Source organism: Pseudomonas sp. PDM25 (genome assembly GCF_019219045.1).
Lineage (GTDB): Bacteria > Pseudomonadota > Gammaproteobacteria > Pseudomonadales > Pseudomonadaceae > Aquipseudomonas.
In genome coordinates this window covers 105,788-130,154 of the sequence record NZ_JAHUWL010000006.1, presented here as the reverse complement: position 1 = coordinate 130,154, position 24,367 = coordinate 105,788, and the positions used below count along the sequence as shown (strand labels likewise).

Annotated in this window: 18 protein-coding genes and 3 pseudogenes; 8 read left to right on the top strand and 13 right to left on the bottom strand. The window is 59.1% G+C overall.

Annotated elements, in window-relative coordinates; translation table 11 throughout:
• Positions 1-84: 84 nt before the first annotated feature.
• Positions 85-2,982 (bottom strand): AAA family ATPase, encoded by a 2,898-nt coding sequence (locus KW848_RS12900; RefSeq protein WP_218537054.1) that lies wholly within the window; start codon positions 2,980-2,982, stop codon positions 85-87.
• 393 nt (positions 2,983-3,375) lie between these two features.
• Here KW848_RS12900 and KW848_RS12895 point away from each other — a divergent pair, with 393 nt between their 5' ends.
• Both KW848_RS12895 and KW848_RS12890 read left to right on the top strand, forming a co-directional pair.
• A complete protein-coding gene (locus tag KW848_RS12895) occupies positions 3,376-5,034 on the top strand; it encodes a bifunctional 3-(3-hydroxy-phenyl)propionate/3-hydroxycinnamic acid hydroxylase (RefSeq protein ID WP_218537053.1) in 1,659 nt (552 codons plus the stop codon).
• Between the two features lie 2 nt (positions 5,035-5,036).
• Positions 5,037-5,681, top strand: coding sequence for a TetR/AcrR family transcriptional regulator (locus tag KW848_RS12890; RefSeq protein WP_111449593.1), 645 nt, complete (start codon positions 5,037-5,039; stop codon positions 5,679-5,681).
• Positions 5,682-5,781: 100 nt separating this feature from the next.
• On the opposite strand, the pseudogene KW848_RS12885 reads toward KW848_RS12890, so the two are convergent.
• A pseudogene (locus KW848_RS12885) lies at positions 5,782-6,003 on the bottom strand (2,4-dienoyl-CoA reductase); the annotation flags it as partial.
• Positions 6,004-6,230: 227 nt separating this feature from the next.
• Between KW848_RS12885 and KW848_RS12880 the strand changes: the two are divergent.
• The 5 genes from KW848_RS12880 (at position 6,231) to KW848_RS12860 (ending at position 12,533) form a co-directional block, all read left to right on the top strand.
• Entirely contained in the window at positions 6,231-6,845 is a 615-nt protein-coding gene (locus KW848_RS12880) for a TetR/AcrR family transcriptional regulator (protein ID WP_218537052.1), read from the top strand.
• Between the two features lie 85 nt (positions 6,846-6,930).
• Positions 6,931-8,022 (top strand): VOC family protein, encoded by a 1,092-nt coding sequence (locus KW848_RS12875; protein ID WP_218537051.1) that lies wholly within the window; start codon positions 6,931-6,933, stop codon positions 8,020-8,022.
• A gap of 175 nt (positions 8,023-8,197) precedes the next feature.
• Complete coding sequence (locus KW848_RS12870) at positions 8,198-9,154, top strand: fumarylacetoacetate hydrolase family protein (protein ID WP_218537050.1); 957 nt, start codon at positions 8,198-8,200, stop codon at positions 9,152-9,154.
• Positions 9,155-11,056, top strand: coding sequence for an acyl-CoA synthetase (locus KW848_RS12865; RefSeq protein ID WP_218537049.1), 1,902 nt, complete (start codon positions 9,155-9,157; stop codon positions 11,054-11,056).
• 157 nt (positions 11,057-11,213) lie between these two features.
• Entirely contained in the window at positions 11,214-12,533 is a 1,320-nt protein-coding gene (locus tag KW848_RS12860) for an outer membrane protein transport protein (protein WP_218537048.1), read from the top strand.
• A 169-nt stretch (positions 12,534-12,702) separates the two neighbouring features.
• Here KW848_RS12860 and KW848_RS32435 read toward each other — a convergent pair.
• The 9 genes and pseudogenes from KW848_RS32435 to KW848_RS12820 all read right to left on the bottom strand — a co-directional run.
• Positions 12,703-12,957: pseudogene (locus KW848_RS32435) on the bottom strand (methyl-accepting chemotaxis protein); the annotation flags it as partial.
• 30 nt (positions 12,958-12,987) lie between these two features.
• Positions 12,988-13,608, bottom strand: a pseudogene (locus tag KW848_RS32430) (PAS domain-containing protein); the annotation flags it as partial.
• Positions 13,609-14,078: 470 nt separating this feature from the next.
• Positions 14,079-15,302 (bottom strand): GTP-binding protein, encoded by a 1,224-nt coding sequence (locus KW848_RS12850; protein ID WP_218537046.1) that lies wholly within the window; start codon positions 15,300-15,302, stop codon positions 14,079-14,081.
• On the bottom strand, positions 15,299-15,961 hold the full coding sequence (nthB, locus tag KW848_RS12845) for a nitrile hydratase subunit beta (protein ID WP_218537045.1): 663 nt from the start codon (positions 15,959-15,961) through the stop codon (positions 15,299-15,301). The genes KW848_RS12850 and nthB overlap by 4 nt, the downstream gene beginning before the upstream one ends.
• Positions 15,962-16,005: 44 nt before the next feature.
• Positions 16,006-16,605 carry a nitrile hydratase subunit alpha gene (nthA, locus tag KW848_RS12840; RefSeq protein WP_218537044.1) on the bottom strand — a complete coding sequence of 200 codons (600 nt, stop codon included), beginning with the start codon at positions 16,603-16,605 and terminating at the stop codon, positions 16,006-16,008.
• 93 nt (positions 16,606-16,698) lie between these two features.
• Positions 16,699-18,213: an amidase gene (locus KW848_RS12835; protein WP_218537043.1), complete on the bottom strand. Its 1,515-nt coding sequence runs from the start codon at positions 18,211-18,213 to the stop codon at positions 16,699-16,701.
• A 223-nt stretch (positions 18,214-18,436) separates the two neighbouring features.
• Positions 18,437-19,306 (bottom strand): transporter, encoded by an 870-nt coding sequence (locus KW848_RS12830; RefSeq protein WP_192408221.1) that lies wholly within the window; start codon positions 19,304-19,306, stop codon positions 18,437-18,439.
• Between the two features lie 134 nt (positions 19,307-19,440).
• The gene (locus tag KW848_RS12825; RefSeq protein ID WP_218537042.1) at positions 19,441-20,499 is read right to left on the bottom strand and encodes a phenylacetaldoxime dehydratase family protein; all 1,059 of its coding nucleotides are present in this window, start codon (positions 20,497-20,499) and stop codon (positions 19,441-19,443) included.
• Between the two features lie 38 nt (positions 20,500-20,537).
• Positions 20,538-20,705 (bottom strand): hypothetical protein, encoded by a 168-nt coding sequence (locus KW848_RS12820; protein WP_165933959.1) that lies wholly within the window; start codon positions 20,703-20,705, stop codon positions 20,538-20,540.
• Between the two features lie 348 nt (positions 20,706-21,053).
• Between KW848_RS12820 and KW848_RS12815 the strand changes: the two genes are divergently transcribed.
• A complete protein-coding gene (locus KW848_RS12815) occupies positions 21,054-21,989 on the top strand; it encodes a helix-turn-helix domain-containing protein (protein ID WP_192408222.1) in 936 nt (311 codons plus the stop codon).
• 82 nt (positions 21,990-22,071) lie between these two features.
• Here the strand turns inward: KW848_RS12815 and KW848_RS12810 are convergent, their stop codons facing one another.
• Both KW848_RS12810 and KW848_RS12805 read right to left on the bottom strand, forming a co-directional pair.
• Complete coding sequence (locus KW848_RS12810; RefSeq protein ID WP_218537041.1) at positions 22,072-22,713, bottom strand: TetR/AcrR family transcriptional regulator; 642 nt, start codon at positions 22,711-22,713, stop codon at positions 22,072-22,074.
• On the bottom strand, positions 22,710-24,338 hold the full coding sequence (locus KW848_RS12805) for a methyl-accepting chemotaxis protein (RefSeq protein WP_218537040.1): 1,629 nt from the start codon (positions 24,336-24,338) through the stop codon (positions 22,710-22,712). Before KW848_RS12805 ends, KW848_RS12810 begins: the two co-directional genes overlap by 4 nt.
• Between the last annotated feature and the right edge of the window lie 29 nt (positions 24,339-24,367).

The following is a 24,367-nucleotide window of genomic DNA, read 5'->3' as shown; positions in this document are numbered from 1 at the left end:
GCGAGCTTGCTCGCGATAGCGGCGGTGAATGTCCCGCCGTCATCGCGAGCAGGCTCGCTCCCACAAGTTTTCGTCCTTAACGCTTCAAGTCGACTGTGCAGCCTGAAGAAGCGAGCGCGCACGTTTCGCCAGCTCGGTTCCGTCCGTTTCGGGCGACTGATCAACGAGCGTGGCCAATGCCTGTTGGTCCTCGGGCGTAGCGTCATGATGCTCGCACAGTTCGACCCGCGCGAGCAGCTCCAGCCACGGTGCTTCCTGGGCGCGAGCCTCCTCAATCGCGCGCCGCGCCGCAGCGATGCCGGCGTCGGGCTGACCCTGCGCTCGCGAGATCGCTGCCTCCAGCAGCAATAGTTGCGGCAGGTAGACGCGCTCGCCCAGTTCTTCGCCCACCCGAAATGCTTCCTGTAGCTCGACTTGCGCTGCATTGCAATCACCTGCGAGCAGCAGCGCCTCGGTGGCGTAGCCGAGTATCTCGCTGGCACCGGAGCGCATTCCAAGCCCGGTGTGTTCTTCATAGGCCTCACGGATGCGACGGTAGCCGTCGCGCGGTGCACCGTTGCGCGCGTCGGCCCAGCCGCGCCACCAGCGGCAAGCCGTTCGCCCAAGTGCGAGCGAATATTCATCGACCAGCGCCTGCATGTCGTCGGCCAGCGCAGCCACACGCATGTGGTTTCCCATCCTCACCTCGATCAACACCTCCTGCCAGGCGGCGACCAGCCAGGTCATGGGCTGGCGCAACGCCTGCGCGCGTGCCCGTGCCTGCTGCAGGTGGATTCGGGCTTGCTCGACCAGACCAGAACGCACGAGTTCTATAGCCAGCATGCCGTGCAGCATGACTTGGGGATCAGCCGCAAAGATCTCGTTCGTCCCGATGTCCAGCGGTTCGGCGATCGCGAGGGCACGTTCCAGCCAGCGGCGAGTCGTTTTCGTGCGTCCCTGGAGGTGATGCACCTCGCCCTGGACGATGCACGCCGCCAGCATGAGCTCTTGATCATTTGCGTCGCAGGAGAGGGCTTCGGCACGCTCCGCCACTTCGAGCGCCAACGCATAGTCGCCGCGCAGACCAAGCAGATAGCCGAATCCGTGCAGGAGGCGACCACGCATGGGGTGCTCAGGTACATCCGTCAACAGCCTGTATGCACGTTCGAAGGCGCTCTTGGCTTCGCTGCCGACACCGAGCATGTGGAAAGCCGAAACCCCCTGCAGCGTGGCCAGGGTAATTTCGAGGGCATTGCGCTCCGTCCCTTCGGGAGTCTGCATCAACAGGACCAAGGCGCGCTCAGTGAGGCCAGTGCACAAGTCCGGACTGAAGTGCAGCAGCGCAGCTTCTGCGGCCTCGGCGTAGTAGCGCAGCGCAATCATCGGCTGCCGAGCGCGGTCGAAGTGCATCGCCAGCTCCGAGGCAGCAACCGGCACGCCGGCCGTGCGCTCGCGTTCGAGGGCAGCGCCAACCTGGCGATGGAGTTGGGTGCGCAATGAGCGCGGCGTGCGGTCGTACAGCACCTGGCGGAAGAGCGCATGTCGGAAGGAGTGGGGTAGCTCTTCCGTCTCTTCAACTTCTGTGGCCCGTGATCGTATGAGCCATACCTGTTCGCGTATCAGCTCTTCACAGGCGTGGGCCACCGAAGCGAGGTCGCGCTCGAGGGTCAGTGAAACCGTCTCGATTCGGAATTCGACCCCGCACACCGCTGCGGCCGAGAGGAGTGTACGTTGCTCCGGACCAAGCTTGGCGATGTAGTGATCAATGATGGCTGCAAGGTTTTCGGGAACCGCCAGATTCGCAAGCCGAGCCTCGATTGTGGCTTTGTCGTCCTTTGGGTCCATCACTTCACTGGTGATTGACGAAACAAACAACGGCACACCATCGGTCCGCTCGTGCAGGGCACGCACGAAGGCTTCATCGCGTGCCAGCGAGGTCGAACGCAGCGCAACATAGTCAGCGACCTCGGTTTCCGAGAACGGGTCGAGCACCACTTCCTCGCTCAGACGTTGCAGGCGCAGTTCGTGGCGCAACGAGCTGAGGGGATGATCGAGCGCAACCACCTCGGCGAGGCGGAAGCTTGACAGCCACATCAGCCGCGTGCGGCCACGTCGCCGCGCCACATAGTTGATGAGCTGGACCGTCGCGCGATCGCTCCAATGCAGGTCTTCGGTCACCAGCAACAGCGGTCGCTGCTCGGTGTAGCGGTCCAGCAATTCGCCCATTTCCCGGAGCATGCGGTCCGGGCCGATGCCGGCAAGCTCACGCCGCAACGCGTCTTTCTCCTGCGTGGTACTTAGCCACGGGAGTTGCAGCAGCCAGGTCGGTGCCACGGCGCGCATCAGGGCCGGCAGGGTAGGGTCGTTGCGGCACAGATCGGCTAAGGCCTCCAGCACCGGTAGATACGGCTCGCCGGCGCCGTAGTGCTCCACGCAATGGCCGCGTGCGCAGGCGATGTCGCCAAGGCCAGTGAGGAAATGTTCGATCAACGTGGTCTTGCCGATCCCCGGCTCGCCGGCGAGCCAAACCACGGCGCGCTGGCCGCCATCCGCTCGCTCCCACGCTCGTTGCAGTCTTGAGACCTCGTCGGTGCGACCGATGAATGGCGGTGACGAGTGCGCGCCGGCCGCCGGCACCGTCGCGGATATAGGCGGCCTCGAAGGTGCGGAGGAGGGCGGAGCGATGAAGCGATAGCCGCGCCTCGACACGGTCTCGATATAGCGGGGCCGTTTGGGGTCGTCGCCCAGCACTTTGCGCAGATCGCTGATGGCCGTCTTCAGCACCGAATCGCTGACAAACCGATGCCCCCACACGGCATCAAGCAAGGCATCCTTGGTCACCAACGACCCTGGCTGGCGTGCCAGCACGCATAACAACGTGAAAGGCGTCGGCGCCACTGCAACGGCTTCCCCATTACGTAACAAGCAGGCGTTGGACTCGTCGAGCTCGAATTCGACGAAGCAGAGCAATACTGGGTTCGGATGGGGCTGCGGACGTGCCACGGTTAATTCCTAAAGACTAAAACAGGGTTGTGCACCGCGAAGCTTCACAAAGGGTTCGATACTGAAAACCGGTGTGTCCGGCTTCCTGGTCCTATCGACCAGCCTTTTGAATCAACTGCTCTCCAGCCTCGGCAGTCTTGAGCCATTGTTCCAATGACAACGCTGATCGGCTCTGAAGCCAAGCGTCGCCGGTCGGAAACTGGCACTCGCGCAAACTCGGTTCAAACCGCGCACTTCGGCTCGCCCCTAGGCCTCATCGCGGCTTGAGCATGATCCCAAAAAAACAATGACAAAAACATCAATATTGAAATATATCTCAATATTGAATACCTTCATCGTGCCTGACGATGAGACCTGCGCGCCTCACGACTTCAATCACAACAAGGGCTCAAGATGAACAACAACAAGAAAGTTTCCGAATTGCCTCCTTCCGCTGTCGACGTGTTGGTCATCGGTAACGGTCCGGTAGGTGCGACAATCGCGGCGCTGCTCGGCCGCTATGGGGTCACGACCCTGGTACTGGACAAGGCCCATGAGGTCGTACTGATGCCTCGTGCCATTGCTCTGGACAACGAGGCGCTGCGCATCCTGCAACTCGCCGGTTTGTCGGAAGACGCGTTCGAGAAGATCGTTATCCCTGAAGTGAGGATGCACTCCCCGGTACTCGGGCAATTTGGTCGTGCCAATACTGAGGGGTGCATCGACGGCCATCCGAAACTAGTGACTTTCTATCAACCCGACCTTGAACACGCGATGCGTAGCCAGGTCTCCCGACTGAAGTCAGTGACCAGTCTTGGTGGCTTCGAGCTTGAAAGTCTGGTCGAGGAGTCGGATGGCGTCGTCGCCTCCGTACGGGATCAGAATGGGCAATCGCATTCCGTTCGCGCCCAGTACCTGGTCGGTGCGGATGGCGCAAGCTCCAGGGTCAGGGCACTGATTGGCCAGGAGTTCGAAGGGCAGACCTATGCGGAGGATTGGCTGATTGTCGATGTCATGAACCGGCATAAGTCAGCGATTGATCACATTGAGTTTCTCTGTAATCCGCGGCGGCCGACGCCGCACATGCCCGCACCCGGTGGAAGGGAGCGTTGGGAGTTCATGCTGCAACCCGGTGAATCGCGCGAAGAGCTGGAAAGCCCGGAAAGCATAGCCCGGCTAATCGCGCCATGGATCAACCCGCGAGAGTTGCAAATCGAGCGCAAGGCGGTGTATCGATTCCACGCGCGCTGCTGCAACAGATTCAGCAAGGGACGCATCTTCCTCGCTGGCGACGCAGCGCATATCACCCCTCCCTTTGTCGGGCAGGGCCTCGTAGCGGGACTTCGGGATGGCGCCAACCTTGCCTGGAAACTGGCTTGGGTCCTTCGCGGCCATGCCGCGCCTGCAATACTCGATACCTATGACGTAGAGCGCCGCCCCCATGCCCAGGCGATGATCAATCTAGCGAAACTCATGGGCCGCCTGGTGATGCCCAAAAACAAGATCGCAGCTTTCTTTATCCACGGCTTGATGCGCACGCTGGCGTTGACTCCCGCTACCAGGAGGTACTTCGAACAGTTGGACATCAAGCCTAAGAACACCTTCAAGCTCGGCCTGTTCGTGCCGCATCGTCGGGGCGACAAACTGGTACGTGGCAGCCTGTTTCCCCAAGCCTGGGTTCGTAACATGCAAAAGCAGATCAAGCTGAGCGACGATGCTCTTGGAGACAACCTGACCCTGGTTGGATTGGGTGTTGACCCGTTGTCACTGCTAACCACTGATCAGATCGTTTCCTGGGAAAAAATGGGAGGCCATTTCTTAGAGGTCAGAACACGCGGCCAACGCTCCGGCGGCAGCTGTGACTTCATCGAAGACATGAACCATGACATCCTGCCGCTGGCCCCTAAAGGAACGCTGGTCGTGGTTCGTCCTGACCGTATCATCATGCACCACGCCCCAGGCGCAGAGGCAGACAGTCTCCTTCGTGACTGCCGGGGCCTGCTGGTTAGCGAACACGCCACTCCTGACAGCGTTTCCGTTACCATCAATGAGCCCACTAGATTGCGAGCTTGATAATGCATTCCCCCATTCTTCCTTTAGAAGCTGCGCCAGAACCTCTCACGAGAGGCCACAAGAAGCGTGAGCGCACCCGTCGCGGCCTAGTGGACGCGGCATTGCGTCTTGTCGCACGTAAGGAGGTGGGGGAGATCGCGCTGCTCGAGGTTGCCGCGGAAGCAGAGGTATCCAACGGTACCATCTACAACTATTTTCGAACTCGCGACGAAGTACTGGAGGCGGTGGGCATTGCCATGGCCGCCGAGTTCTCCGATGCCATTTCCGTCCTGAGCACGGACGTGCACTGCGGCGCACAGCGGCTTTCGATTGGCGTGCGCATGTTTGTATGCCGGGCCGCCGACGATCACGAATGGGCCAATGCACTGCTGCGCATCATCCATTTCGATCAGGCCATGCGCTCGCGTTTGGCTGCCCATGTGCTTGGCGACCTGCGTGAAGGTCTGCGCGAGGGCACTTTCGCTTACGAGGACGAAGGCATTGCCCTGGACATGGTTGTATCGTGCACAACCGGAGCAATGCGCTCGGTTGTCGAGGGACGTGCAGTGGCAGAGCACGATCTGCGGGTCGCCGAAATGATTCTCCGGGCTCTGGGCGTAACACCTGCCAGAGCCAAGAGAATCGCCGGCAAGCCGCTACCTGCCTGAGCCGATGTCATCCTTGATCGGCCAGTCTTGATCAATCCATCGCCGATAGCTCTTTGCCTGGCGACGAGACTTCAGCTGCTTGCCGATCAATGCCATAAGTGCCAGCCGGTCCGGTCAAGGCGTGGCGATCAACCATGACGTTGCCAGTGATGATCAGACCGGCCCCACCTTCCGCCCAACGCCGATAGAGCTTAATTAGCGCTTCCCCTGGAGCGTGATCCTCATTGGCAAGGTTCTCCTCCATGGCAGCCTTGGCAATTCGGTTTGGAATCACCGTGCCGTTAGGCAATCGAAGCGGTTTGAAGAGCTTTGAGCCGGTCATGTTCTGTCCTTCAGCTAATAAAAGTTCGCCAACATAACTGAACATGCGTGTTCAATTATGTCAATGCGCAGGACTTTTGTTGACCAGAAGACATCGATCGCAGCATCCAGATTACTAGGTTGTAGGCCTGTTTTCCGACAGAAAGACCTACAGGTTTAAAAATAGGGTTGACGTAAAATGAACACGAGTGTTCAATCGACTCATGAGGTAATCCTGGAGAGAGAACCGTGGAATCCCTGAATCCAACACAACGCCGCATTCATCAAGCTGCCTTTCGCCTGTTCGCCGAGAGAGGCACCTCACAAGTGAACATCCTTGACCTCGCGCAAGAGGCAGGCGTGGCGCGCGGAACGGTTTATAGCAACATCGACAGCATGGAAAACCTGTTCGAGGCGGTCGCCAGCCATCTCGCGAGGGAGATGCATGAGCGCGTCAATAAGAGCTTCAATTCCCTCTCGGATCCAGCTCAGCGCCTTGCCAATGGCATTCGGTTCTTCATTCGCCGAGCCCACGAAGACTCCCAGTGGGGCGCGTTCATCCATAAATTCGCCATGAGCAATTCTGCGTTGCGCGAAATGTTCAGCAGCCAAGCGACCAAGGATCTTCTGAGCGGGCTTGCCACTGGGCGCTACACGTTTGCGCAGGAGCAATTGCTTTCAGTACTGACGCTGATATCGAGCAGCGTGCTCGGCTCGATTTTCCTGGTACTGGAAGGTCACAGGACGTGGCGCGAATCGGGCTCTGACACCGCCGAGCTGGTACTGCGGGCATTGGGTGTGCCGTCAGAGGAGGCTCGTGCATTAGCGACCAAAGAGTTGCCGGCACTTCCATCTCTCGACTGAACTCGTAATTGATTTGACTGAATAAACCCCTGAGTTTTCAGGGGTTCGGGACAGCTTTGCCCTAAAAACCCGGAAAACAAGAACAATGAACAACAAAAACGAATTGCATCGGTTGGCGACACCACACCCCGCGCGGCATCCGCAGCCGACGGTGAAGGCCCAGGATCTGACTCACCTGATCTTCCAACGACCGGACTTGAATGAGGCGGCGCGTTTCCTGACTGACTTCGGCCTGACGGTAAGTCGGCAGGAGGCCGATACGCTCTATCTGCGGGCCACCGAAGCCACTGCGTATTGTTACCGTGTCCAACGTGCCGAACATGCACGTTTTATCGGATTCGGACTTGCAGTGCGGTCCCTGGAAGATCTGAAAAGGCTCACTCGAATCCCGGGTGCGTCATCGGTCGAGAAATCGGAACATCCGGGTAAAGGGTATTACGTCAGGCTGACGGATCCGTCCGGTTTCATTGTGGAAGCCGTTTGCGACCAGACGCCAGGCAAGACGCTGGCACATAGAGCTCCTCTCCACTGGAACCTAGTGCACGAGCAACCACGGATCAACGCCACGCAGCGCCCGCCGATTGCTCCCCCTGAAGTACTCAAACTCGGTCACATCGTCATTGAAGTGGCCGACTACCAAGCGACCTGTGCCTGGTATACGCAGCATTTCGGGTTTATTCCCAGCGATGTGCAGGTGCTCCCCGACGGCACGCCTATCGTCACTTTCATGCGCCTTGATCTCGGTGACATTCCCGCGGATCACCATACGCTCGCGATTGCGCAAGGGTTCATGGCCACCTACAGCCATAGCGCCTATGAAGTCGTCGATGCAGACGCCGTGGGTATGGGGCAGCGCGTCCTGCGCGAGCGCGGTTGGGCGCACTCATGGGGTATCGGCCGGCACATTCTGGGCAGTCAGATCTTCGATTACTGGCAAGACCCTTGGGGCGATAAGCACGAGCATTACTGCGACGGGGATATTTTCACGGCCACTCGGCCTACGGGCATTCATCCGGTGAGTCCCGAGGCAATGGCGCAGTGGGGGCAGCGCATGCCCAAGAGTTTTACCAAACCCAAGATGAACCTGACCAACGTGCTTCTGCTGATCCGCAACCTGCGACGCAGCCCGGACCTGACCATACGCAAGCTGATAACACTCATGCGGATGTTCGGGTAGAGCTGCCGCCATGTCGGACAACTCAACCCGGTTTGGCCGGCGGGACGTGCTTAAAACCGGCGCTTTGATTGCTGGCGGTGCGTGGGTCTACACCGTTGTCAGTCCGCCTTCAGAACAACACCTCAGTTCTCGCGCAACCGAACGCGGGACAAACGCCGCTCCAGGAGTACCTTCAATGTCTGCTGTACACGTAGTCCGCTTTGAATTTCAGAACGGTATCCACTGGGGCGTGCTTCGCCAGGGCCGTATCACGATTGTCCCCGGTGTTTTTGAAACCACCGGTGACTTCGTTCGCCAGAACAGTATCGACGACCTCGCTCAACTGAAAGGCCCGGAGCTTGCGGAGGGCGAAGTAAAACTACTGTCGCCGGTGACCCGTAACCAGCAGTTCGTTTGCCAGGGCGCCAATTACCGTCAGCACATGATCGAGTCGGGCATGGACCCGGATGCGAAGAAATTCAACATGATCTTCACCAAGGCGACGAGTTGCCTGGTGGCGGCTGACAGCGACCTGATCAAGCCGCGCCACGTGCGCTTCCTTGACTACGAAATTGAACTGGGGCTTGTGATGAAACGCGCGATCACCGGTTCAATGTCTGTCACTGACGCCAATCTGCATGAGTTCATTGCAGGCGCCGTCATCGTCAATGACTACTCGGCGCGTGACATTCAGATTCCCCAGATGCAGTTCTACAAAGGCAAGAGCTACCGCACTTTCGGCCCGGTCGGCCCGTACCTCTGCCTTCTGGATGCCTCGAACATTCATTACCTGAAAGACCTGCAGCTGCGCCTGACGGTCAACGACCAGGTGCGACAGAACGACAGCACGGCCAACCTGGTTTACGGCCCCGCTGAAACCCTGACCGAACTCTCCGCCTTGCAAGATCTCGCTGTTGGAGACCTCATCGCCACCGGCACTCCAGCGGGATGTGCGCTAACGATCCCTTCGCCTGCGAAACAGCGCATTGCGGCCCTGATGCCGGAAGCCACCAAATGGAAGCTTTTCCTCAAGGCGCAGGAAGGCCGGACGCAGTATCTCAAGGCAGGTGACGTGGTCGAGGCACGCATTCGCAGCACCGATGGTGTGGTCGACCTCGGTGTGCAACGCAACCGCGTCGTGGGGGAAGCCTGAATGGTTGTGCAGACCTTGAACGACATCGAAAGTCTTGAACGAGTCCCCTTGTCGGAGCGTGGCCTGGCTTGCAGCACTTATGAAGCGCTGCGTCAGGGGGCCGAGCGTACCCCCGAGGCACCAGCGCTGAGTTTCTTTGCCGATGCCGCCGATTTCAAGCGCACGTGCGAGTGGAGCTACTCCCAGCTCTTTGCGGAGATCACCCGAGCGGCCAATGCCTTCCACGACCTGGGTATAAAACCGGGTGAGGTGCTGGCCTTCATCCTGCCCAACCTGCCGGAAACCCATTTCACTATCTGGGGCGGGGAGGCGGCGGGGATCGTCATGGCGATCAATCCTCTGCTCGAGGCCAAGCAGATGGCTGGCTTGCTGAATGCCGCGAAGGCATCTGTGGTGGTGACACTCGCGCCGACTCCCGGCAGCGATCTGTGGCCCAAACTGGCTTCGCAGCTGGATCAGTTACCCACGGTCAGGTCTGTCGTTTGGGTCAGCATGGAACCCTATGTCGCCGAACCTGTGCGTGAGGCTCTCAAAGTCGCGGCACTGAAGGAGCGAGACTTACACAACGGTATTGCGATTCACGATCTGCAATCGCTGATGAAGACTCAGCCGCACACACACCTCAAGAGCGGTCGGCAAATCCGTCAGGAGGAGTGCTCCTCCTACATCTGTACGGGCGGCACCACCGGGCTGCCCAAGATCGCGGCGCGTACCCATGGCTCGGAAGTCTTCAACGCATGGGCCGTGACTGCTCACTTACAGCCACGCAGTGGTGGCCAGGTTATCTTTTGTGGCCTGCCGCTGTTTCATGTCAATGGCCAGCTGGTGACTGGACTGATGCCTTGGACTCAAGGCGACCATGTGATCCTCGGGACGCCTCAGGGGTATCGTGGCGAGGGGGTGATTTCACGATTCTGGGAGATGGTCGAGCACTTCGGTATCAACCTCTTTTCCGGCGTGCCTACTGTTTATGCTGCACTTCTGCAAAATGAATGGCAGGGCCGCGACCTATCCAGTCTTCGTTTTGCCATGTGTGGCGCCGCACCCATGCCGGCTGAGCTTTTCCGAGAGTTCGAGCGCCGGACCGGGGTAAAGATCCTTGAAGGTTATGGCCTCACCGAGGGCGCCTGCGTCTCCTCTATCAATCCGCCCCATGGCGAGCGCCATATAGGCTCCATCGGGATACGGATCGCCTACCAGAATATGCGCGCGGTCTTGCTCAACGATTCGGGAGAGTACCTGCGCGACGCCCACGTGGATGAGATTGGCCTCATCACGATCAGTGGTCCGAATCTCTTCAATGGCTATCTGGAGGAGCGTCATAACCAGGGCCTCTGGATCGATATCGACGGTCAGCGCTGGCTGAATACGGGTGATTTGGGTCGCCAGGATGCGCAGGGTTATTTCTGGCTGACCGGACGCAAGAAGGAGTTGATCATCCGTGGCGGTCACAACATCGATCCCAAGCAAATCGAGGAGGCTCTTCAGGCGCATCCTGCTGTCGCCTTGGCCGCTGCAATCGGCAGCCCCGATGCCTACTCAGGCGAGGTGCCGATCGCCTACGTTCAACTGCGCCCCGGGCAAGTTTGCAACGCGGAAGAACTTGAGGCGTTCGCGCATCTCAATATCAGCGAGCGGGCAGCCGTTCCCAAGCGCATTGAAATCCTCGAAGCGTTGCCACTGACTGCCGTGGGCAAGATATTCAAGCCCGCCTTGCAGCAGCGGGAAATTGCCAGAGTAGTCCAACAGGAAGTGGAGCGTATGTGTCTGCAGGAAGTTGAGGTAGAGGTGGTACAGGATGGACGACGCGGGCTAGTCGCATGCATCCGGGCGGGAGGAAACCAAGAGTCGCTGGCCCTTCTTCTAGGGCGCTATAGCTTTCAAGTGGAGTGGCTTAAATGAGTGTGAGTTCGCCTTCATAAGTTAAACAAACATGCCCTGGTACTCATCAGCCAGGGCCTTTTTCACAACTTCGATCAACTCCAACCGGCACTGACATGTGCACGGGAAGGCCAAGCCTTGCCTGCGTGCAACCAACAAAAAGAATAAGAGGTGGACAATGAAAGTGAATAACCGTGCGACCCCGTGTTTCTCTGTTCAGCAAGCATTTGCTTCCTGGATCAAGTTAACCGGCGCCGTAGCCATACTCGGCGCTTCAACAACTGCGGGCGCCAATGGCATTGCCCTGAACGAACAAAGTGCAAGCAGTGCGGGAACTGCTTATGCGGGAAGGTCGTCATCCGCGCTGGACGCCAGCACCATCTTTGGAAATCCAGCAGGCTTGACCAAGTTGAAGCGTAGTGAGATTTCCGGCGGGGCCGCGGTCGTCTCGGTGAGCGACGACATCAGTGATGCGCAAAGCAATGTCCCGGGCACCAATAAAGGGGACTCGGTACCTTTGGGCGTCGTGCCCTTCGCTTATATGTCGACGCCACTTGATGATCGCTTTTCGATTGGTCTGGGCCTCTATGCTCCGAGTGGTTTGATCAATGATTATGAGAGCAGCTTTCAGGGCCGTTACCATGGTTCCTATAGCACGACCAAGGAAATAACCCTGCAGCCCACCATTGCCTATCGGATCAATGATTACGTGTCCATTGGTGGTGGACCGACCATCAACCGTTTTAATGCAAAGCTTAAGAATTACCTGGCCACCGGCGCCCTGAACAATGGCGAGGATACACTGGTCACCATCAAAGGCGATGACACTGCACTTGGCTACAACGTAGGCATCCTGGTCGACTTTACTGAGGCAACCCGTTGGGGGATTAACTATCACTCGAAGGTGGACTATGAACTCGAAGGGCATACTGAGGTTTCTGGCTCCCCGAGCGTTATCCCGCTGGACGGAACGTATGACAACAAGATAGACCTCACGATGCCCGAATCCGTGGACACTTCTATCACCCATCATTTCAATAGTCGCTGGACGGGCTATCTGGGGACCACCTGGAAACGTTGGAGCCGGATCCAGAAGGTCGAGGCAGTCAACAGCGGTCTTACCCCCGTGGGCCAGGCGGCTGGCCTTGGAAGTGTGACCGAAGAAATGAACTGGCGTGACACTTGGAGCACCGCAGTGGGCGCCTCCTATCAATTGAACCAACAATGGCTGCTACGCGCAGGCTACGCCTATGATCCATCGCCCGTGAGAAATGCCGATCGCAGCGTGCGCATTCCGGTTGGGAATCGCCAAGCGGTGACTTTGGGCGGTGCTTATTCGCCGAATGCCGACCTGACGATTGACTTTGCTTATGGTTATCTCTGGGATTCCAAAGTCTCGGTAAAGCAGGCGAACAACTCAGGTCTTCAACCGCAATACAGTGCAAGTTACGACAATAGTGCTAATGGAGTTTCAGTGCAGGCAACCTATCGGTACTAATCAGCCTAACCCAGAGCATTTCCATTACAAATTGATTAAGTAGTTTTTCCAGCACCCATTACTGAACTTGTCATGGGGCTCGAACTCGCACTCCGCGAGTTCGGGACGGCGCCACCGAATTACGCAACCGATGGGGTGCTTCATTCACGGTGGCGGGTCAGTAGCCCTCTATCATGTCGGCAGCCTGTTGAGTCGCCTGGCTGGTGCGAGTGGCGAGTTTGCGGACTTCGTCGGCAACCACGGCGAAGCCGCGTCCGGCCTCGCCTGCGCGGGCGGCCTCGATCGCTGCGTTAAGCGCCAACAGGTTGGTCTGGTTGGCGATGCCCTGAATGGCGGCAACGATCTGCGTCAGTTTGGTGAGGTTTTCCTGCATGGCCTGGTGTTGTCGTTCCTGGGTCTCGCGCAACTGTCTCTCCTCGTGACTCGCGTGGATATCGGTGATCGCGCCTACGACTCGCAACGGCGAACCGTCAGCCGCACGCCGGGTCTGGCCGCGGCCGCGGAACCAACGGTATTCACCGTTCTTGTGCCTGAGCCGGTAGTCGACGTCGAAGGGAGTCTTGCCGCTGCGATCATCGACGTGTGCGACGAAGGCGCCTATAGCGCGCTGGCTGTCCTCGGGATGCAGGCGTGACGACCAGGCTTCCAACGTGTTGGGAAACTCTTCGGCCGTTGCATGGCCGAGCAAGCGACGCATCTGTGAAGACCACCAGATGGCGTTCTTCGGATTGGCCGGATCACCAGCTACCACCTCGATGTCCCAGAGCCCGTCGTGAAGCATTTCCCGGGCAATCTCGAAACGGGTGGCAGCCAGTGAAAGCGCCTCGTCCTGCAAGCGTTGTGCATGGATGTCGCGCAACACTCCGGCGATGGTCACGGGCATGCCTTGGGCATCGCGGCGGGATTTTCCGCTGATGCAGCACCAGCGATATTCACCTTCGAAGGCCATTCGAACGTCCAGGACATAGGATGTTCGGCCGCTGCGATCTGCAAGATGCTTCGACAACGCATCGTGGTTGCGCTGACGGTCACCCGGGTGCAGCCGCTCGCTCCAGAGATTGAGCTGGTCGGGCATCGGTGTCTGGATCGGCCAGGACCCCGACCACCGCAGTGCGCTATCGGTATCTGGTTGTGTGGTTGCGCCGAGCTCCAATTCCCAGAACAGGTCACCCGACCCTTGAACGGCGAGCTCCCAGCGAGTCTCCAGCTGTTGCAACTGAACGTCCCGCTCGGCGAGGCGTGAGGTGATTTGCTCAAGGTTTTGGCTCAGCTTCTCTTCTCGCGCCCGCAGATCTCGCCGCTCGCTGAGAAGGCTCTCCACCCTTGTCAGAATCCGCCGCAACAGCGGATCGGCCGACGTGATCGATGCGTCAGTGATCTCGGGTCGATCCAACCTGTCGGCGAGTGAAGCCAGTGTCCGATGAGTAGTTCTGCTGAAGAACAACATACAGCGCCTCTCAGTCCGTGAAATTAAAGTCAAAGGTCATAACGAGGCTTGCCCGGCCTCGCTAAAGTGGGTGTATTGAAAGGCTGCTCGCCGAGCCGTCAGTGTGACAATGCCTGGAGGTCGAAGGATGTTGCGCCCGGCAAGGTTGGCCACATCTGTGGACCGTCCATGATCTCTTCCGGGGTCAACAGGCAGGCGTCCAGTTGCCGCTTCAACATATCCAGGTCGAGACCCTGACCGATGAAGACGATTTCCTGTCGGCAATCACCGGTGATGTCGTCCCATTTGGCCAGAATCCCCTGTCGGCGATAATCGTCCTGGGGCCATTGCGATTGCGAGATGAATGTCCACCAGCGCCCGACATAGTCCCAACGAAATTGCCCACCACTTTGCACCAGCATGCCGATGTCCAGATGTCGGCTGGCAACCCAGAAGTAGCCTTTGCAACGCAGTAGCCGCCCGTTTTGCCAAGGGCGCTGCAGGAACTCCAGCAGCCGTTGCGGATGGAATGGCGCACGCTCTTGATACACCCAAGAAGCAATTCCATAGGTGTCCGACTCGGGAGGATGCTCGTCACTGGCTTCCAGATTTTTCATCCAGCCGGGTGACTGCACCAGACTCGGCAAATCGAAGCGGCCGGTGTCGAGGATCTTCGACAGATCGACGGCACCGTGGGTCATGGGCAGGATTTCCGCCTTCGGATTGAGGCCCGCGAGGAGGGCGCTCAGTTCCAGAAAGCCTTTCTCGCCAATCAGGTCCAGCCGACTGACGAGGATGACGTTGGCGTACTCCACCTGTTCGATCAGCAGATCGGACAAGTGGCGTAATGGCGTGTCCGTTTCGTCCTCGCCGCCAACGGTGTCCCGCGAGGCCAGCAGCGCCTGGAAGTTGCTGCCGTCGACGACGGTGACCAAGGTGTCGAGCCGCGCCAGTTCGCTCAGACTGAAACCTTGCGAGTCGAGGAAGGCGAAGGTCTCGGCGACCGGCATCGGTTCGGAGATTCCGGTTGACTCGATCAGCAGGTAATCGAAGCGCTGCTGACGCGCCAGCAGGCTGATCTGCTCAAGCAGATCAGCGCGCAGCGTGCAGCAGATGCAGCCGTTGCTCATCTCGACCAGTTCATCGCTGCCGCGGTGCAGCGACACATTGCGCGCTACGTCCTCGGCGTCGATGTTGACTTCGCTCATGTCGTTGACGATGACCGCTACCCGCATGCCTGCGCGATTGCGCAGGATGTGGTTGAGCAGGGTCGTCTTGCCGGAGCCGAGGAAGCCCGAAAGGACCGTCACCGGCAGCCGGCCCGACAGGGCCCCGTCAATCATGCGGCCACCGTTTTCGCATCGACGGCCTTGTCCAGGTAGCTTTCGAACAGGTCGACGACCACCAGGCCATCATCCGCGGCATCGCCCCACAGATCCTTCACCTGGAATTCGACGTGGTAGGTGGGCTGGTGCGCTGCGCTCAAATCGCCGTGACCGATGGCATCCGGGAATGGCCATTTTTCCGAGGTGCGGTGTCGGACGATGCCTTCCTTTCCGCGCACATAGGCCGGCATGCGCACGTGTCCAGCCACGTACTCGTCGCGAACCACAATCCGGTCGCCCACTTCAAATGGCGGGCGGCCAGTGATAGCGGGGCGGCCCTTGTCGTGGGGCGGGTTGGCCAATTTGAAGGTTGAACCCAATGCCTGATCGAGTTCTTCCTGGGTAATGACGCCGGTTTCGACCAGCAACGTGGCCGTTGCGATAACGTAGCGCTCGTAATATTGCGTGCCAACGTGCTGGCGGACATCGAGTCGTTCGACGGCGTGACGTATTTCATCGACGCTGAATTTTTTCAACTGGTCCGCGCCGATAAACATCAGGCTGTAAGCCAGGTGTTCCCATTCCTGTTTGAATACTTGTTTGTAATCCTGGCTATTGATGACATGGGGAACCTTGCCAAAGCCTTGAAAACCACCGAGATCGTGAAAGCCATCCATAATAAAAACCTCCGAAAATTAGAAGATGAAGAGAGTCTTTTGGGTCAACGTACGCGGGGCAGGGCAACCCCGATCAGCACATCCTTGGTCACCAGTTTCTGAAGCTCTTCTTCACTCATGTGCTCGGAGCCTTCGGGCCTTAAGGGGAGGACCAGGTAGCGGCTTTCCGCGCTGGTATCCCAGACTTTGACGACCACATCGCTTGGCAACTCTGTACCCATCTCACGCAGCACGGTGCGTCCTTCACGAACCAGGCGTGCACGGAACTCAAAACCCTTGTACCACTCCGGCGGCAACCCCAGGACCGGCCAGTTGGTGCAAGAGCACAGGCTGCAGACGATGACGTTTTTCAGCTGGGGCAAATCCTCCAGGGCCACGATGTATTCGCCTTGCGGGCCAGTGAAACCGAACTGCGCGCACGCGGCGGTGCCGTCTCTGAGCAACAGCTCCCGGAACTGTGGATCGACCCAGGCCTTGGCGACTACACGGGCGCCGTTTTCCGGGCTCCATTGGTGCACCATCAATTCGGTCAGCTGCTCGATATAGCCCTCTGGAATCAGATCCTTGTCTTTCATAACCTTGAACAAGGCCCAGGCCCGCTCGCTGGGCGTCGAAGTGGATGCTGGGGATACAGTGGCGCTCATGGTGTAACTCCTCATCGGTTTAACACGGTCAAAAAAGTGAAGAACAGCCCCCGGTTTTTTATTGATGTCCGGGAGGTTTGGGGGGAGGCAGCCTTACAACGTCTTCCAGTCGACAGCGGCCTCGAACGCTGCCGCCGCCTGGTAAATTGTGCCTTCGGCATAGTGCTTGCCAACGAACATCAGCCCAACGGGCAGGCCGTCCACCAGACCGCATGGGATCGACATGGCCGGATGGCCGGTAATGTCCTGCGGCGCGGTATTGCCGATCATTTCCAGCGCTCGGGCCACGTACTCGGTGATCGAACAACCCGGCACAGGGTGGGGCTGGGCAATGATCGGCACGGTCGGCATGACAAGCAGGTCGTAGTTCTGCAGTGCCTTGTCGTAACCGGCCCGGGCGAAGCGTGCGATGTTCTGTGCCTTGGCGTAGAAACGACCGTTGTAGCGTTCCAGGCCGTACTGGCCGACAAACATGCACAGCTTGAGCGAGGCGGACAATGCGTCCGCTTGTTCCTGCCAACCGGCCTGTTTATCCAGCAGGCCAACGTCGTAGAGCCCCTTCCAGTTAAAGCCTGCGCCATTGCCATGCATCATTTGCATGGTCAGACCTTCGCAGCCGATGGGGTGCCAAAGCGAACCTGCCAGGTTGTGCTCGGGAACGGATACCTCTTCGACGCGAGCTCCCAAGGCTTCGAGTCGGGCGATGGCGCCGCGTACCTTGTCGGCAACGCGTGGATCCTGGTTGGCCAGCTGGAAGCCTTCCTGCAGGATGCCGATCCGCAGTCCGCTCACACCTCGCTCCAGGTAGTCGCAGTAGGCGTCGACTTGAGGGGCGGCCTGGCGAGGATCGAGCCCGTCGGCACCGCCCATGACTTCCAGCATCAGCGCGTTGTCACGCACGTTGCGGGTGATGGGACCGGCATGGTCGATGGTGGCCTCGATCGCCATGATCCCGGTGTAGGGCACCAGGCCGTGGGTCGGCTTCATGCCGTAGGTGCCGCAGAACGCTGAAGGGATGCGGATCGAGCCGCCTTGATCGCCGCCAACCGCCAGGTCCACCTCGCCGGCTGCCACCAATGCAGCGCTTCCGGAGGAGGAGCCGCCGGCAGCGAAACCGTGCCGGTAGGGGTTGTGTACGGGCGCCGGATCAGAGGTGTGGCTGCCACCGGAGAGGCAGTAGTGCTCACAGGTCGCCTTGCCCAGGATGGTAGCCCCGGCGTCTAGCAAACGGGTCACCACGGTTGCGTCAAAGGACGGTACAAACCCTTCCAGGATAGAAGCGCCGTTCATCATCGGGACGCCAGCCAAGGAGATGTTGTCCTTGAGCGCAATAGTTTTGCCGGCAAGTTTGCCCTCACGGGCGCCATTCACCTCGGTCCTGTAATACCAGGCGTTGAGCAGGTTTTGCGGGTTCGACGGGCGATAGCCCGAGCTGCGGTCGTAGCGCACTGGCGGGGTGAAATCCGGCAACTCGTCGACCAGGTCATATGCGTCGAAACTTGGTTGCATCAGTGCCAGGTATTCCGCTGCCTGCTCGTGGGTCAGCTGCATATTCAGCCGGCCAGCGATGTCCTGCAGTTGGTCGAGGGTAGGGCGAACAATGGCCATGGTTTTCCTATTTTTTTGTTTGTGATCGACGTCTGTGATCGACAACGGGTCAGCCTGTACGGGAGCATTCGAGGATGATTCGAAACACACCTTGCGCCGGGTACCTGGAGCGACATCAATCGAGTGGGTTACAGGGATCAAGTTAGGCATCCCTCTCTGCCGTTGCTTGGCTGAGAAGGACAGCCACTTGGTTGAAAAGGACAACCTGCCAAGCGTGGCGCGCTCAGAACACTTTCAAGACGCGCAGGTTCAGGCGTGCGCCTTCCTTGAAGCCTTGTTCAACCTCGATGTCCGTGCCGATCTGCGCTTGAATCTGCAGCGTGGGCTCGATGAAGTGCGTGACGGTGAAACGCCCGTAGGAAGTGGATACCCCATCGTGCTGATCGATCCCGTTGACGGTGGTCGCCGAGCCGGTGATGTAGCCGCCGCCAACGGCGAAGGTGGTGCTCGGCGTCCAGTTGTAGCGCACGGCGGCCTGGTACTCGTAACGGGTGTTTTCTTCCAGTTTCGCCCCGGTCGGGCCGAAGTCATTGTTGGCCGACACCCAAGAGGCTTCGGCCACCGTGTCCAGCGCCCATTTCGGGGAGAAATGGTGGATGTACGCCGCCTGTAGCGTAGCGCGCCAGCGGTTCTCGCCGAGGTTCAGGGCATCGTTTTTGTCGTAGCTCCCCACCGGGAAGTACAGATAGGGTGCCAAGGCGAAGATGTCTTTGTTTGCGGTGGGCAACGTCCACTTAAGCGGCGCGGTAATGATCGGGTCGCCGATGCCGCGGGTATCGCCCAAGGCACCGATATCTCCCGAGGCGTTCATCTGGCCGAAAGGCAACAGAATCTGCGGTTCCCATGAGAGGTTTTCTGACAGGCCGATGGCGTGCACATAACGCAGGATGCCGATGTCCGAACTGAGCCTGGCGTCGTCGGAGACCTTGTGGCCGTTCTGGTACAGGTCCGAGCGGTCAGCGTGCTGGTAGTAGAGCAGCAAGGCGTTGGCGCCGGCCGGCAATGGCTCGAAATCGCCGGGAGCTACCTCGATGGCCTGGCTTTTAACAAACGGCAGCATGCACAGCACGAGTAAAGAGTGACTCAACTTCATGATCGATTTCCTGACAAAAGGGCCCCCAACCCCATGCGCTAGAGATGGGGGGCCAAAAGATGTTTGGGAGCGAGATCCGTGTCAGGGCGGAATTCGGATCGAGACCGCCCGTGGACGCCGGGTAGCGTCAGACGTCAGGTTTTAGGGATCACCGCGTCACGCAACATGCCGGTCTGCGGGTGGCAGTTGATGTACTCGAACACTTGATCCTTGGCGTCGGATACCGAGACTTCGTGATAAAGCCGTAGCTTCGACAGGCTGGTGGCGACCCGAAAGAAGGTCACGAAGATCCGCAGATGGGTCGGATGGGATTCGGCCCAGCGCTCGAGTTTTTCCAGGGAGCGCCAGTGGCCAATGTTGTAGCTCAGGTTCAGAAGATTGCCGTCCAGGTCGATGTAATTCACGAAGCGATTGCTGTAGCAACCCAGGTCCTTGCCACTGTCGCGCAGGAAATCCATACCCGCCTGCAGCGTCGGCAGAATTTCGTTGAGATAGAGTGATCGTTCTTCTTCGCCAGCATCCGCCCAGTCCTGGCCGGAGCGGATCAGTGCGATATTGTCGTGGCCTTGCACGACCACGCGCCCACCTTTGGCCGGGTCGCCAGCGATCACCGTCAGTTCACCGGAAGGTGCCATCCAGTCGGTCTGGGAAATCGGGAAGCGGTCACGCATGGATCCCCAGTAACCGTGCTCTTCGATTTCGTCACTGATGGTGTTCATCAGGGCGCCGACACCGGGTAATTCCTCGCGAAAGCCATATAACGTCTCGAACTGCTCGGCCCGCGGCGCGACGATCTCCCGAAAGTAACCGAGACCGTCGCTCAGGCGATCCTCCGATGACCACCATTCGATTACCTCAGGCGAGCGCAGCCAGCGGCAATGGGCGGCCGGGTCTTTCCAGTAACCGACGATCATCAGGTTGTCGTAACCGCTGTTGTCGGTGTGGTGAGTCAGGTCATGGCTCAGGGGGCCGTCGGGCAAACTCAGGCTCGCGGCGATGTGGCGCATGGCGTGCAGGGCCGCTGCACGCTGGTCGTCCCCGCGGTACTGCACTCCCAAATATCCCATCACCACCTGTTCCAGTTGCTCATCGGCGCGCGCAACCCACATGGGGAAGGGGGGCTGGTATTCATCGGGGACGCGACGAGACAACGTCCGCGGGCATTTGAGGTGCTTATCGATCGCAGATTCCATGGGGGGCTCCTTGGTTTTTTTGGTATGCGGTTATCTGTTCAACGTTTCGAAGGGCGAGGCTGTCGGGCGGTGGGCGCACCCAGTCGACGCAGCAGCACCAGAGTCCCCAGCTCTAACAGGTAGGTGGCGAACTCTTCAGGTGCCAGGTCGCGCCTCTGCAAAAGCCAGGATGAATCGGACTGTCGCTGCTGCTCTGGCAGTTGCATGGGACACCTCATCAGTTGTGGTGGGAGGGGCACGGTGTGGGGTAGAAGTTAGGCGGGGACGGCACGGTACGCTTGGCTCGTACGGACAACCGTTTGGCTAGAAAGGACAGGCCCTGAAAACAGGATTACGATGCGTTGAATTGGTGCGCACGCTTCGTCAGCAGGCGAGTGTGTGCATCGATATCGGGCAGGTGTAATCAGTGTCAGGTGTCAGGTGTCAGCGGGATTCGGATATGCAACTGTCTGAATCGTTGGCAGCCCGAAAGGGGAGTGGCCTGCTATTTGCTAAACAGGGAACCAACGTTACCGTCACCGTTGTTGTCCAGCCGCCGCCGTGAGGTGAATGCCATGAGTCAAAGCAATCAGTATTCAACCCTTGCCGTTGCGGCTCCACGTCGCTTTGATTACTGGAAAGAAGTGGTGTGCCGTCACTGCCTCGTGGCCGACAGCAAACCGTTGGCGCAGAGCGATTTCAACGGGGCGTTGGAGGTGCACGGCATGGGGCCGCTGGACATCTGCACGTTGTCCTCGCCACTGCATTTTTGGGAGCGCTCCTCCCAGCATTTGCGCAGTGGTCCTGATGAAGATCTATGGCTCGGTTTCACCCGGCGTGGCTATGGTGAATTGGAGCAGGCAGGACGCAGGGCGACGCTGGCGGCGGACAATTTGTTTCTTTATGACGCATCCCAGACGTTCCGATTCAGCCTGGGTGGTACCGAAAACCACTTGGTCCGCATTCCGCGACAGTTGCTCAGCCAGCGGTTGCCGGGCGTAGCAGGTTGCACCGCCGTGGTTCTGGACGATCGCCGTCCAGGGGTGATTCCATTGCGCGAGATGTTGCATCAAGCGGCGAGCATTCCTGCGAGCTTTCAAGACGAGGGGCTATCCAGCCGATTTTCCAACACCTTGCTTGACCTCCTGGCGATCAGCCTGGAACTCCAGGATTTGAAGACAACCCATGAGGAGCTGGATCTTTATGGTCGGATCATGAACTACATCCAGCAGAATCTGACCGATCCAGACCTGTCGATCGAGCGCATCGCTCAAGTGCATTATGTGTCCACGCGAACCGTCACTCGCGCGTTCGCCCGTTACCAGAAAACGCCGGTCGCGGAGATCTGGAAAGAGCGCCTGATCGCCAGTCGCGAGGCAATAGAACGCGGCCAGGTACGCAGCATTTCTCAAGCTGCACTGGATTTCGGTTTCTCCGATTTCTCCCATTACAGTCATGCTTTTCGCAAGGCCTTTGGTGTGGCTCCTCATACGCTCCTGCGCAGAACTTGAGAAAGGCTCCAGGATTCACAAAAAACGCCACTCAATGAGTGGCGTTTTTTTGTGCATGAGATTTATGTTCAGCGTTCGGCCATTAGCCCGGCTTTGACGAGAGTTCAGAGCCTGAGGTATGAGTCGCCTGCAACGCACCCTTAAGGGTACTCATCACCATGTCATGCAGCAGCTTGCGGCGTACTCCCTTGCTTGCGTGGGGCTCCCCAACCCAGGCTGGCAGTTGGTTGAGGAGGGACACGATGCCGCTCAAGGTGGCACGCCGGGTGGCACTGGTCGGTTTGCCGGTGAGCTGTTCTATAGTTTCCACCAGGTACTCCTCGTAGCGTCGGCGCAGGCTCAGGATCAAGGCATGCTGTTCGCTGCTCAGGCAATGGAGGTCGTACTCTGCCAGGCGGAAATGCGCCCCCATGCGCTCGTGTAGCAGGAGGTGCGCCTCAAGCAGGCCGTGCAGTCGTACCGCCGGTGCGGATTTGCGGCGATTCACCAGGCTGGCGCCGTGAAGCAACTGTTCGTAGAGTTCCTCGATCAGCTCGAACAGCAGGGCTTCCTTGCTATCGATGTGGTTGTAAATGGAGCCGACATTGATCCCCAGATAAGTGGCGAGGTCGCGCATGCTTACCCGGCTGAAGCCACACCTGGCGAACAGCTCGAGCGCCTTGTGGCGGGTTTCCAGGTAGCGCGAGTGGTGCCCTTGTTCGACAGGTACCGCCATCATCTTCATACGCGAAACTGCCCCAACAGCCGATTCAGCTGACCCGCCAGTTGGCCCAGTTCCTGGCTGGCCTCGTTGGACCGGCCTGCTGCCTGGGCATTTTCGTGGGCCAGCGAAGCTGCACGGGTGACATTCTGGTTGATGTCCTCGACCACATGGGACTGCTCCAGGGTGGCGCTGGCGATCGAGGCGTTCAGTTCGGTGAGATTGCGCAGCGCGCTGAGAATCTGGTGCAGGCTTTCACCGGTTAGGCGGGCCTGTTCGACGGTTTGTTGAGCGGCTTGGCTGCTGGTATTGATGACCTTCACCGCCGCTTTCGAATTGCCCTGCAGGCGCTCGATCATGCCCTGGATCTGTGCGATGGACTGCTGAGTGCGCTGGGCCAGCAGGCGCACTTCGTCTGCTACCACGGCGAAGCCGCGGCCCTGTTCGCCAGCGCGCGCCGCCTCAATGGCGGCATTCAGCGCCAACAGGTTGGTCTGCTCGGCGATGGCGCGAATGACTTCCAGCACACTGCCGATCTGGGTGCTTTCCTGGGCCAGGCTCTGGATCACCTCGACAGCCTGGCCGATGGTCTCGGACAACTGGTCGATCTGGCTCAGGCTGTTGTCAATATTGTGCTGGCCCTGGCGTGCCTGCTCATCGGCCTGGCGTACTTCGTTGGCGGCGTGTTCGGCGTTCTTCGCCACTTCCTGCACGGCGTAAGAAACCTCGTGAATGGCGGTGGCCACCAGCTCCATCTGCTGGGACTGTTGCTGGCTGTGGCGCTGGCTATCGCTGGCAATCTCAGCGAGTGATTGCGAGGCCTGGTCCAGGCTGCCGGCGGTCTGCATAGATTGGCCGATCACAGTGCGTAGCTTGTTGGTGAACACGTTGAAGTGGCCGTTGAGGGCGGTCAGCTCGTCGCGCCACTGGCTGTCCAGGTTGCGGGTCAGGTCGGCATCGCCGCTGGCGATGTTCTGCATGGCATCGACCGCTTGCGCCAGTGGCGAGGCGATGCTGCGGGCAATCAGCAGGATCAGCGAGCTGAGGAGCAGGGTGATCATTATCAGGATGACGAAGGTGTGTACCAGCTGGCGGCGGAACTCGACTTGCACGTCGTCAATGTAGATACCCGAGCCGACGATCCAGCCCCAGGGCTTGAACAGTTCGACGTAGGAAACCTTCTCCACCGGCGCTTCGGAACCCGGCTTGGGCCAGCGGTAACTCACCAGGCCTGAGCCGTCGCGTTTTGCCACAGCAACCATCTCGTCGAACAGCGCCTTGCCATCAGGGTCGAGGGTGCCAGCCATGCGCTTGCCTTCAAGCTTGGCATTGGGATGCAGGATCATGCGCGTGTCGAGGTCTTCGAGCCAGAAGTACTCCCCGTGGTCATAGCGCAGATCGCGTATTACCGCGATAGCCTGCTGCTGCGCCTGTTCCCGACTGAGCCCGTGTTCTTCCAGGTTTTGGAAGTGGCGCAGGATGCCGCTGGCCGTCTCGACCACGTGACGGGTTTTCAGCGCCTTGGCTGCATAGAGGTTGTCATAGTTCTGCTTGAGCATCATGCCGGCGAGAGTCAGCAGCATCAGGATGGACGTCAGCAGGATCAACCACAGTCGGCGGTTGATGGGAATATTGCGCAAGCGGGGCATGGGCAACTCCACAAGGAGGGGCAGAAAAG